Source organism: uncultured Chloroflexus sp. (genome assembly GCF_938091255.1).
Classification (GTDB): domain Bacteria; phylum Chloroflexota; class Chloroflexia; order Chloroflexales; family Chloroflexaceae; genus Chloroflexus.
In genome coordinates this window covers 1-12,512 of record NZ_CALLJH010000024.1, presented here as the reverse complement: position 1 = coordinate 12,512, position 12,512 = coordinate 1, and the positions used below count along the sequence as shown (strand labels likewise).

General features: G+C 59.5%; 13 protein-coding genes and 1 riboswitch. Of the genes, 4 read left to right on the top strand and 9 right to left on the bottom strand.

The window, feature by feature from the left end:
* Positions 1–133: 133 nt before the first annotated feature.
* Both Q1A00_RS09160 and Q1A00_RS09155 read right to left on the bottom strand, forming a co-directional pair.
* Positions 134–1,525, bottom strand: coding sequence for a hypothetical protein (locus tag Q1A00_RS09160; protein WP_298403442.1), 1,392 nt, complete (start codon positions 1,523–1,525; stop codon positions 134–136).
* Positions 1,526–1,667: 142 nt separating this feature from the next.
* Complete coding sequence (locus tag Q1A00_RS09155) at positions 1,668–3,026, bottom strand: CAP domain-containing protein (RefSeq protein WP_299756403.1); 1,359 nt, start codon at positions 3,024–3,026, stop codon at positions 1,668–1,670.
* Positions 3,027–3,212: 186 nt separating this feature from the next.
* Between Q1A00_RS09155 and dps the strand changes: the two genes are divergently transcribed.
* The 3 genes from dps to Q1A00_RS09140 all read left to right on the top strand — a co-directional run bounded on the left by dps (position 3,213) and on the right by Q1A00_RS09140 (position 5,715).
* Entirely contained in the window at positions 3,213–3,704 is a 492-nt protein-coding gene (dps, locus tag Q1A00_RS09150; protein WP_298403448.1) for a DNA starvation/stationary phase protection protein Dps, read from the top strand.
* A gap of 4 nt (positions 3,705–3,708) precedes the next feature.
* Positions 3,709–5,016: an extracellular solute-binding protein gene (locus Q1A00_RS09145; RefSeq protein WP_298403451.1), complete on the top strand. Its 1,308-nt coding sequence runs from the start codon at positions 3,709–3,711 to the stop codon at positions 5,014–5,016.
* Positions 5,017–5,172: 156 nt separating this feature from the next.
* Entirely contained in the window at positions 5,173–5,715 is a 543-nt protein-coding gene (locus Q1A00_RS09140; RefSeq protein WP_298403454.1) for a zinc ribbon domain-containing protein, read from the top strand.
* 172 nt (positions 5,716–5,887) lie between these two features.
* Here Q1A00_RS09140 and Q1A00_RS09135 read toward each other — a convergent pair whose 3' ends face one another.
* From Q1A00_RS09135 to Q1A00_RS09120, 4 genes are all read right to left on the bottom strand, one after another.
* Entirely contained in the window at positions 5,888–6,088 is a 201-nt protein-coding gene (locus tag Q1A00_RS09135; protein WP_298403456.1) for a hypothetical protein, read from the bottom strand.
* 485 nt (positions 6,089–6,573) lie between these two features.
* Positions 6,574–6,978, bottom strand: a complete 405-nt coding sequence (locus Q1A00_RS09130) for an acyl-CoA thioesterase (protein WP_299645165.1) — start codon at positions 6,976–6,978, stop codon at positions 6,574–6,576.
* Positions 6,971–7,861, bottom strand: a complete 891-nt coding sequence (locus Q1A00_RS09125) for an ABC transporter substrate-binding protein (RefSeq protein ID WP_298403461.1) — start codon at positions 7,859–7,861, stop codon at positions 6,971–6,973. Before Q1A00_RS09125 ends, Q1A00_RS09130 begins: the two co-directional genes overlap by 8 nt.
* Positions 7,862–7,916: 55 nt before the next feature.
* Entirely contained in the window at positions 7,917–8,255 is a 339-nt protein-coding gene (locus tag Q1A00_RS09120; protein ID WP_299645164.1) for a hypothetical protein, read from the bottom strand.
* Between the two features lie 226 nt (positions 8,256–8,481).
* Positions 8,482–8,627: riboswitch (cobalamin riboswitch) on the bottom strand.
* 753 nt (positions 8,628–9,380) lie between these two features.
* Between Q1A00_RS09120 and Q1A00_RS09115 the strand changes: the two genes are divergently transcribed.
* On the top strand, positions 9,381–9,713 hold the full coding sequence (locus tag Q1A00_RS09115) for a hypothetical protein (protein ID WP_298403466.1): 333 nt from the start codon (positions 9,381–9,383) through the stop codon (positions 9,711–9,713).
* Between the two features lie 355 nt (positions 9,714–10,068).
* On the opposite strand, the gene Q1A00_RS09110 is transcribed toward Q1A00_RS09115, so the two are convergent.
* The 3 genes from Q1A00_RS09110 to Q1A00_RS09100 all read right to left on the bottom strand — a co-directional run bounded on the left by Q1A00_RS09110 (position 10,069) and on the right by Q1A00_RS09100 (position 11,610).
* Positions 10,069–10,773, bottom strand: coding sequence for a M23 family metallopeptidase (locus Q1A00_RS09110; RefSeq protein WP_298403468.1), 705 nt, complete (start codon positions 10,771–10,773; stop codon positions 10,069–10,071).
* Entirely contained in the window at positions 10,770–11,060 is a 291-nt protein-coding gene (locus Q1A00_RS09105) for a hypothetical protein (protein WP_299756394.1), read from the bottom strand. The genes Q1A00_RS09110 and Q1A00_RS09105 overlap by 4 nt, the downstream gene beginning before the upstream one ends.
* A gap of 136 nt (positions 11,061–11,196) precedes the next feature.
* Complete coding sequence (locus tag Q1A00_RS09100; RefSeq protein ID WP_298403473.1) at positions 11,197–11,610, bottom strand: hypothetical protein; 414 nt, start codon at positions 11,608–11,610, stop codon at positions 11,197–11,199.
* Positions 11,611–12,512: the final 902 nt, after the last annotated feature.

The following is a 12,512-nucleotide window of genomic DNA, read 5'->3' as shown; positions in this document are numbered from 1 at the left end:
GCTCTCGCTGGTATGGTACCACGATACGATCATCACCGGTGCACCGGTTGGATGGAGTGCGGCAGTGAGACTGCCGCACTCCATAAATTACGAAGGTGCGGCGAACTGCCAACCAGCGACGTTCCCCCCTCTATCAAGGCCGCGCCATCAGCAGATAGTAACCCTCGCGCCCGCCATTGCTGACCGGAAACGCCGGATTTCCTACCGTCACCAATGCGCGCGTATGAGCAGTATTCGGCGTCAGATTGACCGCTAGCGCCAGCCGGTCGCCGGTTATCGCTGCCGCCACCGCTGGCGAACTGCCCGCCGTCGCCCCCGGTGCGGCGAGCGCCGTCCAGAGTTGTCTTCGACTAAAATCAGGACTAACAACGAGCACAAACGGCTCACCTCCCTCGTAATTGCCAAGGGTCTGGCCCCAGAGTTGCATCGTGCTGCGCCCTTGCAGACAGCAAGCGGTATCGCCCACAACCAGCAGCGTCCCATCATCCGCCGCCGCCAAGGCCCGGATCGTGATCGAATTGCCTTTGCCATCGCTCAGGCGAGTGAGCAGCCACTGCCCGCGCAGCAGCGCACCGGTCGCCGGATCGAACCGGCCGTACCACGCCAACGATTTTGCACCGCTGAGATTGAACGGATTGTTGTATTGGTCGAATGTGATCAACTCGCTATTGCTGAGGACACGGTGTAGATCGGCGGGATCGCGGCCAAAGATAGAATTACCGCCATCGGTATAGCCGGCGAAGTAGAGCAGACCGTCAGCCCCTAGCGCTACCCGCCGCCCTTCGCTATCAGCAGCCAGATTCACCCCTTTGACAGCCGCAGCGCTGAAACCATAGCGCTGCCATGCCACACTGCCATCAGTGAGACGGTAGGCGCGCAGAAAGGCCACCTTCAGATCGGAAGCCGCTTGGGTGTAGCCGGTGGCAACGACCAGCCCATTCGCCGCATCAAGCGCAATATCGGCGACAGCAGTGCCGGCCACGGTCATCGCCAACGGTGCGCCGCCGGTTGGTGGATAGACCAGTACCGTTCGATCGGCGGCTCGCAACACTGCTACCCGGCCATCAGCGGCAATCGCGCAACGCGCGACCGCGCCCGGCGTCGCCCGCCACCGCACCGTCGCCAGATCAGGTTCCAACACGATCACCCCGTCTAGCCCGCATGCAACGGCGCTACCATCACTGGCAAGCGCCGCATGGTTGAGCGTTGCAGCGACCCGCACTACCCCGCTGATCGTCCGGCCATCGGCGGCAATCCTAATCAACGCGCCAGACCCGCCCCCCGGCACGATCGTCTCGGGCGCGCCAGTCAGCGCCGGCACATTCCCAGCCAGCACCAGTTCACCGGTAGGCGTAAAGCCGGCCGCAACCAGCGTATCGTCCTGCCTACTGCCCAGATAACCAGCCACCGTAGGCGGCGGAGCTTGCACCCACGGCACCCACACTGTCACCGGGTTGGCTTGGGCTTGGACGGAAGCGAGCGCAACGACGAACAGTAGGTAGATAATGATCGGAAAGAGACGCATCACAAACACCGTATGTTCTGACGAGAGTACGGCAGGCGATCACGCTGCCGGATCCTACCCCAAGCAATGTGCCCAGTCTGGAGTGCGGCAGTGAGACTGCCGCATCCTCCATACGTTATCACACCGCGCTGACCAGTGACGCTCACCGCCCTGTCTGAAACTGCCACGTATAGCTAAACGGTTGCCCATCGTAGCTACCGGCTACCGTCACCTCAATCGTAGCCGATGCCGGTAACGGTTGGGCAGGCATAATCGCGATCCCCTTATGGCCAGCCGGCAAATCGGTCGAAACCGTATGCGGCAATGCCGTACCGCCCACAACTCGCAGATCGGTTGCAGTGACCGTTGGCGTACTGCCGAAATAACGCCAGTGCAGTGTAATTGGGTAGATGGCCGCTGGCACACCCTGTTGGTTCACCCCCGGATAATACACCGGCCAGCCGGTATAATTGATTCCTTCGTCGAAAGACGACAACACATCGAGCGCTGCCGCGCTCCGCCCACCATCGGCTACTGAGTAGAAACCAAAGCCGGTGCGCTGGAGGGTTGGATAGAGCATCCAGAGGCGATGACCGACCGATTCCATCCAGCTATCAATCGCAGCGGCCGGTTGCCACGAGAAGCCCCACCCTATCCACACATTCCCCTTCTGCGCGCAGATTTGCCCGGCCGGCGAGGCATACGGCAGCGCAGGGTTCTGATCATGGGTCAGATGATTATTTTCAGCCACATAGCGGGCGTGTTGCCAACAGTTATCGCTGAGCACTGCCTCTTCCTGCACCGGCGCCAAGCCGGCAAACGCCCGGTAGGCATTCAGCCGATCCAGCCAATAGGCAGGCAACGCCGGCGGAGGCGCAAAGGCCTCGCGGCCAAGCAAGCCCAACAACACCACATCTGGCCCAAGCTGCGAATGCAACTCAAACCGCGCCCGCTCGAACCACTGTGTAAGCACCGTATCACCCGACGCATTGGTCTCCATACGTGGTTCAGTCAACGGCAACCCAAAGAGCGCCAAGCTTTCCGCCTCGCTGAACCCGCGCCTACCGTCAAACTCAAGACCGTGCGCCTGCCAATAGTGCAAAAACGCATCACAAACGAGATGCTGGGTCTCGGCGAAATAACGACAACCGGCTTGTTGCGTCACCGGCGCTTTCGGTTCGCTTTGCCACGGCATCCCCCGCCGTTGCAACAAATCATCACCCAACCGGCCGAGTAGCACATCATAAGGCCGCGCTAATTCGGGATGCAGTTCAAAGCGATTGCGCTCGAAGAGTTGCACGAGCCGCGCACGCCCTTCGACCTCTTGCGTCAGGGCAGGCGAAATCGGGAAACCAAATACCGGTAACCCGCCATTTTGCTGCCAGTACTCAGCAAATCGGCCTGTAATGCAATCTGGCACTTCGGCGAAGCAGATGCGGTATTGGGCCTGCACAGGTTGCGCAGGCAACAATGAGCAGAGCATGATGACGCCAATCACTGTGAAGCCCAACCATCGCCACATATCGGTATGCTCCTATCATGCGCATTGCCGGCAGGTTATGTTGGCTATTGTACCAACCGTGTATTGGCATAACTAGCCTGACTTTGGTATGATGAAAGTACCGTGATGACGCCCTCACCTGCTGTCATCGCTGTAGCCAGCCGCACTGGGCGGTTTGGCTAGGATGGACTGATAAGGAGGGAACCAATGACTCAGACCACGGAATTTGCCACCCGGATCGATTTGCCGCTCGAGCGGCGGCGGTCGCTGATCACGATGCTCAACCAGCAACTGGCTGATACGTTTGATCTGATGAGCCAAGCCAAGCAGGCCCACTGGAATGTCAAAGGGCCGCATTTCATGGAGCTGCACGAGCTGTTTGATGAGTTGGCCGGGCGGCTGAACGGGTTCGTTGATGCATTGGCCGAACGGGTCACGGCCCTTGGCGGTATGGCAATGGGTACGGCGCGCCTCGCCGCTGCAGCGTCGCGCTTGCCCGAATACCCCACCGACATCACCGACGGCATGGCCCATGTTGCAGCTTTGGCCGATCGCTTTGCCGCCTACGGCAAGACGACGCGCCAAGCGATTGATTTCGCCGCCGAGATGGGTGATCAGGCAACCGCTGATCTGATGACCGAGATCGCCCGCATCATCGACAAGGATCTCTGGTTCCTCGAAGCCCATTTGCAGGGATAGTGCCGTGAGTCTTCGCATTGCCCGCGCCGCGGCGCTGATCGGCGTCGCGGCGTTGATCTGCGCCGCCTGCGCTGCACCGGTGCCTGCGCCAACCCCAGCGCCCACGGCGACCGCAGCGCCAACTGTGCCCCCAGCGCCCACGGCGACCGCAATGCCTACCGCAACGCCAATCCCCACGGCTACCCCGGCGGCGCGCCAATTGACGATCTGGGTCGCCGAGCCGGCTGACGCCCAAGCGGCGATTGCCGCCGAATTACAACCGGCAGCGCAAGCAAGTGATATTCAATTAACCATCATTCCTCGCGACCCCGACGGGCTGTTGCTCAGTCTCGCCACCGATCGCCTGCTCGGCCTGCCGCCGCCTGACCTGATCTGGGCCGATCAAGAGGCGTTGGTTGGCTTGTTGGCTGATAACGCGCTTGCGCCGCTTAGCATCGAGCTGCCGGCTGACCTCTTGCCCGGCCTGCGCACGATTGCTAGCAGCGATAATATGCTCTGGGGAGCGCCAGTCATGGCGCAAGATATGCTGCTACTCCTCTACCAGCTCGACCGTACTCCCCCGGCGACGGCAGTCGATCTCGTAGCAGCGTCACGAGCGGCGCGTACACCAGAGCGGGCCGGTCTAGTGCAGGGTTGGGGGGCGGCGCGCTGGCTAGCGCCGTGGTTCTACGCTGCTGGCGGCGCATTTACCACCCCCGACGGCGCTGAGCCAACGCTCGACACGCCGGCAATGACGGATGCGATCACGTTGTTGCGCGATCTGTACCAAGCGGCGCCGCGCAACGGCGACAGTTATGCCCGTGGCCAACGGCTGCTGGCGCAAGGGTTTGCGGCGTATGCGATCGATGGTGATTGGGCATGGCCCACCTACCGCGCTATCAGCGACACCTTCCAGATCGGGATCGCGCCGTTGCCGGCGTTCAACGGCAATCCAGCCCGACCGCTGATCGGCGGCAGCCTGTTCATGCGTCACCGCGACGGACAGGCCACGCAAGCGGATGTAGTGGCGATCGTTCATATACTCTACCGACCAGATGTGCAACTGCGGCTGAGTGCAGCACTGGGCCGGTTACCGGCCCGCCGCGAATTACTGGCCGATTCCAGCATCCAAACCGACCCCGCCCGCGCCGCCGCTGCGACGCAGGCCGCCACCGCTCCCGGCCTGCCGCCCACCCCGGCAGCGCGCTGTGCTATCTTTGGCGTCGAATCGTACCTGTACAGCGCCACTACCGGCGATCCGCCCCTTAAAGATGCGCCAGCACGTATGCAACGCGAGGCGTTGGCCTGCTTGCGCCAGTTTGCGCAACCCTAACCTGTGCAGCAGCGTCATAGTAAAGAGGGTGCGGCAGTTGCACTGCCCCACTCCCCACCAGAGACGGTCAGATTGTTCGATCCAATTCTAACGACGAAGCGCTATCTTCTTGCGCAAACGATCGTTTATTGCGTATTGGCTCAGAAAGGGGGCGCTATGCACTGCCCACACTGCAATACCACTCTACCCGATGACGCCCGCTTCTGCATCGAATGTGGCACAGCGGTGCGTGTGGCGACGGGTGAAACGGTGCAACTGCCGAGCAGCGATGCCACAACCATTACCTGCCCGCACTGCCACTTTGTCAATCCGCGCCACGCCCGTTTCTGCGTCTTCTGCGGCGAACCGATGCAGGGAAGTGGGCAAGCGCGCACCGTAGCGGCTCCTCAACCCAAGCCGGCGCGCGGCAAGCATGAACTAGGCATCACCTTATTGCTGATCGGGGCGGCTTTATTGATCCCGATCATCTTCCGGTTGCCGCCCATGATCTGGCCAAACATTCTGATGGTGCTAGGCATTACCCAACTCATCTTTCACTTCCAGCGCGGCTCCATCGCTGCTGGGATGCGCAACGCAATCTGGCTGTTTGGGTTGGGAGTGCTGTTCCTCATGCCACGCCTCTTTTTCCCCGGCTTGCTCTTGCTGGTGGGTTTGACCTTGCTGATGGAAAGTTGGCGGTGGAAAGGGAAGGCGCCGTGACGCTTTGGGCGTAGGACACGGATTGACTTCATCCGTGTCCTACACCGTATGATCCTCGCAACACCAGCGACATCCAGACCCGCAGCGGCAGACTCTCATCATCCCGCGCCTGAATGGTAGCGATAAGTTGCTGGATTGAATTGAGATTGCCGCACACCCACGGACGGTCGAATCAGTGATGCAGTTGGCTGCGCCCGTCGCCCAAGATATAGGCATAGACCAAGCAGTGTGACCAACCGGCAGTGGGCTGGATGAACGAATGCTCGCCCTCTTCGGCGTGGATGCCGGCCCGCGTTAGATACCACCAGCGTAAGCTATCGCCTGTTTCACGCGAAAGCGCACGCGCCGCCGAGTCGTTGGTCTGCTCGCGCACGTACCGACCGATCTCCGGCTGGTACTGTCGGTGTAGGGTGTGATCACGCAGCCTACTTGCAGGGCATTGACCGTCGTGCTTACCGCTTGGGTATCGGAAGTTGTAGACGATGTGGCGGGCAGGGTAAAGCAACCTGTACCACTGCTGCCTCGCAAAACACGGCGCCGGCCACTCTTAGCCGGCGCGCTAGCAAGAGATCGCAAGCGGAACGTTACGCCTTCAACTTTTCCAACTCGGCAACCTACAGCTCCAGATACCCACACGATGAGAAAGAGTACGACTTGATGTCAGAACTTTGAGTGACGTGCCCAGACCGATCCTCTCAGCCAGTATATCGCCCTTTTTGACCACCTTCAGCAACGGGCTGAGGATCCTAACGCTGCCTCAATCGTTCGGTATGGCATTTGGGGCATTGCGTAGTGGCCCTCCTCATCCCTATCGCAAGCTCGCCGGTGCAGCGTCCATGATAGCAAAGCGCCGCTCTGTCACTGCCCGGCAAGTGCCGCCGGATCTAGCGACGGCACAGGAACCGGCTTCCCATCATCGCCAATCGCGACCAAGACACATTCGGCTTGGCAAGCTAGCACTCGCTCCTCGTGATCCATCGGCTCCCACCACATCTCCACTGAAATGTGCATCGAGCTGCGCCCGGTGCGGACAAGACGCGCAATCAATTCGACGATCGATCCCTCACGCACCGGGTGGCGAAAGTTAACTTCGCTCAGGTGAACCGTCACCACTTTGCGCCGGCACCAGCGGGTGGCGCAGACAAAAGCGGCTTGATCTATCCACGCTACCGCTTGCCCGCCGAAGAGCGTGCCATAGTGATTGGTGTCGGCGGGGAAAATGGGAAAGACCATGCGTGTTTCGACGTGATGTGACTTAGGCATAACACTGCTCCGTCAATCGAGTTGGGGGTAAGAGCGTTGCCAGACGTTCGACCAGATCGACCATACGCGGCGTGGGGCGAATACTGAGCGGGCGGGCATCAAGCGCGTAAACCCGCCGATCACGGATAGCCGGGATCGCGCGCGCCTCGCACGGCAGTTTGGCGGTCTGCCAATACCGCTCGGTGGCTTGGGCCGTATGCCCGGCCAACAGTAACACGATCACATCGGGTTGCGCAGCTTGTATCTGTTTCCAGCTCACCGGAACCGAATGCCCATCCACCCGGCTCAACAACTCATTCCCGCCGGCCAACCGCACAATCTCCGCTGCCCACTGACCAGCGGTAAACGGCGGGTCGAGCCACTCCAGCGCCACCACTTTCGGACGCGGACGGCCAGCGCTGGCCATCTGCACCCGCGCTAACTGCATCTGCATCTGGTCGCACAACCGCCGGCCCCGTTCAGGATAACCTACCGCTTCCGCGATGACCATCACATCGTGAGAGAGGTCATCGAGATCAGGCATCGCCAACGAGACGATCTGGCTATCAGCCGGCAAACGCTGCCGCAGCGAGCATACCTCGTCAAACGAAGGCAAACCAAGATCGCACAGGTCTTGAGTGATGATCAGATCAGGCGCGAGCGTGATAAGCGCAGCTTCATCAAGTGAAAAGAGATTCTCACCCCGGCGTAGGCGCGTCGCCAACACCCAATCGAGTTCTGCCACCGAGAGGCTAGCAGGGATCGCCGAGCGGGTCACACGTGGTAATCCGGTGACAACCTCGGCAGGAAAATCGCACAGATGGGAAACGCCAACCAAGAGATCGGCCAAACCGAGACGGCAGATTATCTCGGTTGCCGGCGGCATCAATGACACAATGCGCATACTCTTCATTCCTCTCGCCATTGGTGAAGGCACATTATCAAGTTATTGAGGTCAGCTACGTCGAGTTGAATGGTTGCAAAGCCGACAATTCACAACTAAATCCGGCCCAGCGCACATAGCGCAACTTGCGGCGCGAAAACCGGTCGAAACCGATCTGGCGCATCCGCTCATCCATTGACGTCTTGGCCCAACGCTCGTAATCGGTGCTGAGACCGCGCGATAGCAAGGCGAGGTGCAAGATACGCGCCCGATCATGAGCGATGCGCTCGATATAGCTCAGTGCTAGACATGGCGACTGGTTCACCAGCTCGACAAAATCACGGCAGTAGCCGGCAAGCCGCTGCTCGATCGTATGCAATTCATCACAAATATCGCGCACATCACACTGCAACATTGGCCCGCTCCTTTCCTGCCTACGCCAACAGCAGGCACAGCGCTCACGACAAACAAACCAACAACCTCCCAGCACGAGCGATTAAGGGAGATAAGAGTCAGTGCAGCTTCGCGCTACAAGCAAAAACCCCGATCTCCTTCCAGAGATCGGGGCAACATGATCTGGGTCAACGCGAGAGCGCGTTCAAGGCGCGCGGGGCATGTCCGTCCTCCTTAGCTCGAGAAGGGCTGAACAGACACATCGCGGCAGGCGTCCTGGCTTCCGGCCAATCCTGACCGGTTACAGTTGCGGCACAGCGCTGGACTTGCACCAGCTTCCACCTTTACGCCCTAGCATCCGGGCTAACGGGTCACCGCGACGGTATTTGGTTGGCAACGTACACGATTATAGATACATAGTATAGCGCACTCGTTCTCAGTCTGCTCATCATCAGCGTGAACACCTGACCACACCGCGTAAAAAAGGATAACTAGGGGGATTATAACCTGCTCGCAACAATCCCCACCGACAGAGTGCGTCATGCAGAAACACAACTCTATTGCATAACGAACATCATTACGGAGTGCGGTAGTAAAACTACCACACTCTCTGAACATCACTATCTCTTATCCATACTGCGATCATACTCCCACATCGCCAAATCAACCTCTTGCACCAGCCACCCCAACTCAGCCGCCAGACGTTTAACCGCTCAGGTGGCGTTTGTAATCAGCCATCGAGAACGTTCGCTTCTCTTCACCAAAGATTTGCCGCCAGCCGCGAAAATCAATCACCGCAGATTGTTCTGAAAACACCAACGCTAATATCGTCGAATCCACGGGTATACCGACACCACCCAAGCTGCTCAAGATGCCTAACCATAACTCAACTTCATAGTCCTGAAGACTGATAACGCTGCGCCGGTTACTATCCCGATCACAGTGACAACGCTGCGCGAAGGCGATTCAATAGGAGGAACATCCTTGCCAAATTCCTCAATAGATGCCGGTATGACGCATCAGTTGGGCAAACTAGCCGCCTGCCGCTACGAACAGGCGCTGAATGGCGCTGTCGAGCAGCGCCCGCCAGTACAGGTCTTCACATCGTTCGTTGCTCGATCATACGTTCTGAGAGAGGAGGTTCGCTATGCGTCATCCAGTGGTATGCTCAGCTCTGCTGTTGATCACGCTCGTCCTCGCCGCGTTCGCCGTGCCATCTACATTGCCCATCCGCGTACCACGCGCGACAGCAGCGACATTCAACGAACCGCCGGCGCCGCAGGGGATCGAATTTACCCAAGTGGTTGCAGGCAATGATCATACCTGCGGGCTAGCGGATAGCGCTATGGTCATTGCCGGGGTTGGAACCACTACGGCCAACTTGGCGACGGCAAGACGGCCCCCTCCCACCAGTAAGGCCATCGCGGTGGATAGTGTGCATACTTGCACACTGCTGACTGACGGCACCGTCCGCTGCTAGGACTGCAACAACTCCGGCCAACTCGGCGACGGCGCTGCCGATTACCGTCCGTTCCCGATGCGAGTGGTGGAACCGGACGGGAGCAAGGCGCCGCAGCCGCAGATCTTCATTCCGATGATTGTGAAGCTTGGGTCGTAACTCACGAACGGCGTCCAGCAACACCATCACACTATGGCAAGTGGCTGAGCGATACTGATCCGTGTGCATCTGTTCCCAATTGTGAAAATATGTATCCCATTCAGCCAAATTAGGATACGAATTCGTATAGGTGCTACGGATTTTCACCGATCCGTACACATCCGTCCAACCCGTGGCAATCTATAGTCTATTCAAAACACCTGCCCACAGCCTACGGTTACGGGCGCAGCAGCTCGCCCCGCTCCCACGCTTGCAGGTACGCAAACGGCGGGATCTCGCCGCGCCGCACGGCCCAGTCGTCCGGCGTTGTCGGGCGTGAGATGCCAAAATGCAGGTGCGGCGGGGTGCCACGCGCATTGCCGCTGTTACCGGTGTATCCCAAGACCTGCCCCGCCTCGACCCGCACCCCCGGCTCGATCCCTTCAGCAACCGCCGACAAATGTGAGCCGTAGTAGCGCCAGCCGTCATCACCGATGATCGCGACTGCCAAGCCGCCGCGATGCTCAGGCTGGTTCGTGGCCGGATTCCAGCGATCGACTCGGTTGACAAAATCGACGATGCCGCTCGTTGGGGCTACAAATTCACTCCCAACCGGGCAAAAGATGTCGGTCGCCGGATAGTCGTGATGGTAAGGGCTATACTCAATCCGTTCGCCGCGCACCGGGAAGACGTATGTGAGCGTGACCGGCGTGGCAGTCGGTGGTACCGGCGTCGGCTCTAACGTGGATGTTAGGGTCGGCAGGGATGTCGGGCTAGGTCGCGGGGTGCGGGTTGGCGGGAACGGCGTCGGGCTAGACATCACTATCGCCACTGTCGCCACTGGAAGAGACTGCTGGCTTACCGAGACAGCAGTCTTGCCGCATCCAGCCAGCACGAGCGTACATGCCGCCAACACCCAGCACAGTATAGCATGCACGTTCACCGCACCACTCCTAACACTTCCACCTCGCTGATCGGCGTAAAATCGCGCCCATCGGCCAGCGCTGGAGGCAAACTCTCCAAAATCACGATCCGGATACCATCAGTCGCAATGTTGTTTACCGGGATCGCTGGCAATGTGGCTTGATCATCGATCAGCGCCTCGATCCAATCGCTAGTGCTAAACTCTAGCCACACCCGGCGCATCCGCCGGTTCTGCCAAAGCCGGTTCGGGCCATCGACCGGATCAATCTTGGCATAACCCAGCAAGATTCGCACTTCGTAGATCACGGCTCGACGCAGCGCCGCGCAGGCGGGGGGCAGACTGCCGCCTTATCAAACCGCTGATCTGCCTCTGCCTCAGCGCCGCGCAGGCGGGGGGCACGCACTGCCCTCACCACAGCCGTCCATCATTCGCACCGGCGACCTACGATATCGCTACCCCCGCTTGCATCGGTACCTCTTTAATCATCCGCAATTGCACTATTGGCGCCGACTCCTTGCGGTAGGTCAAGACATCGGGATAACGCATCGCATAGCGCATCAGCCCCTTCGTATCCCACGTGGTGCGCCCTCGGATATAGACTGCTTGTATACGACTGCCGCGCACCGATGCGCCATGCTGGAGAACTGCAGCGCGGATGTCCTGTTCCAAAGCCTTGATCTGCTCGTCTGCGGCTGCCAGCAACGGTACGTACTCGGCATCAAGCGCCGCCAATTCGTCCGCAATTTGGCGCATGATGTCCGCCTTCTTGGCATCGTGCGCCGCAGCTAACGCCGCGCGCGCATCGCGTGCATCGGCCAGTTCTTCAATGGTGCGCAAGATGTCGGGAGAAGCCATTGGTGCAAGTGTCCTTTCTGCATTGGAAGATAGTGGCGGACAAAAAAGAACAAATGTTCAATTATACAGAAGAATATAGCAGGTTAGCGAGTTGGTGTCAAGAGGGTTGATAGGCGGATTACACATAGAAGTAGGCCTCATTCTTACCCGCTTCAACTGCACTCAGCCTTACCACCTTGTTTGCCCACAACCGCGCTACCAAACCATGCTCGCAAAAAAAGGGGTATTCATCCTTCGAGGGGTAGATGCACCTTTGCGCGGCCCGCTCCGCCAGTTTGATTCAGAGAAGTATCGATCACCAAACATCTCTGCCAACACCGCGCATCCTTTTGCCGATTCGTGCGGTTTCTTATATGAATACCTTTTCATCTCATAGCCGAGAGGATAGACCCTATGCCGCTGCTGACCCGCCTGCTCAACGTCGCCCCGCCCGCCGTCCCGCCCGCGCCACCCAATCCGCCTGACCCCAAGCCGGTGCGCGAGGAACCCACCCCGCCGCCTGCGCCGTTTTGGTATCCGAGAGCCATCCGTCGCCCGCTTAAGGTCAAAAGTGCCTGAGGCGCGCCCACCTCGCCAAACCCTGCTCCGCAGGTGCGATCCGGTGTAAGCGCACGCGCCATCTGCCAGCGCAGGAGTGCCCTTCGTTCGCCGAGCGGGAGAAGGGGGGATGAGGGAGACCGTTGTAAAGCCTGCTCCGCAGCCTCAGCCTAGCGAGAGACGGATCACCAAACATCTCTGCCAACACCGCGAATCCTTTTGCTGATTCGTGCGGTTTCTTATATGAATACCTTTTCATCTCATAGCCGAGAGGATAGACCCTATGTCGCTGCTGACCCGCCTGCTCAACGTCGCCCCGCCCGCCGTCCCGCCCGCGCCACCCAATCCGCCTGACCCCAAGCCGG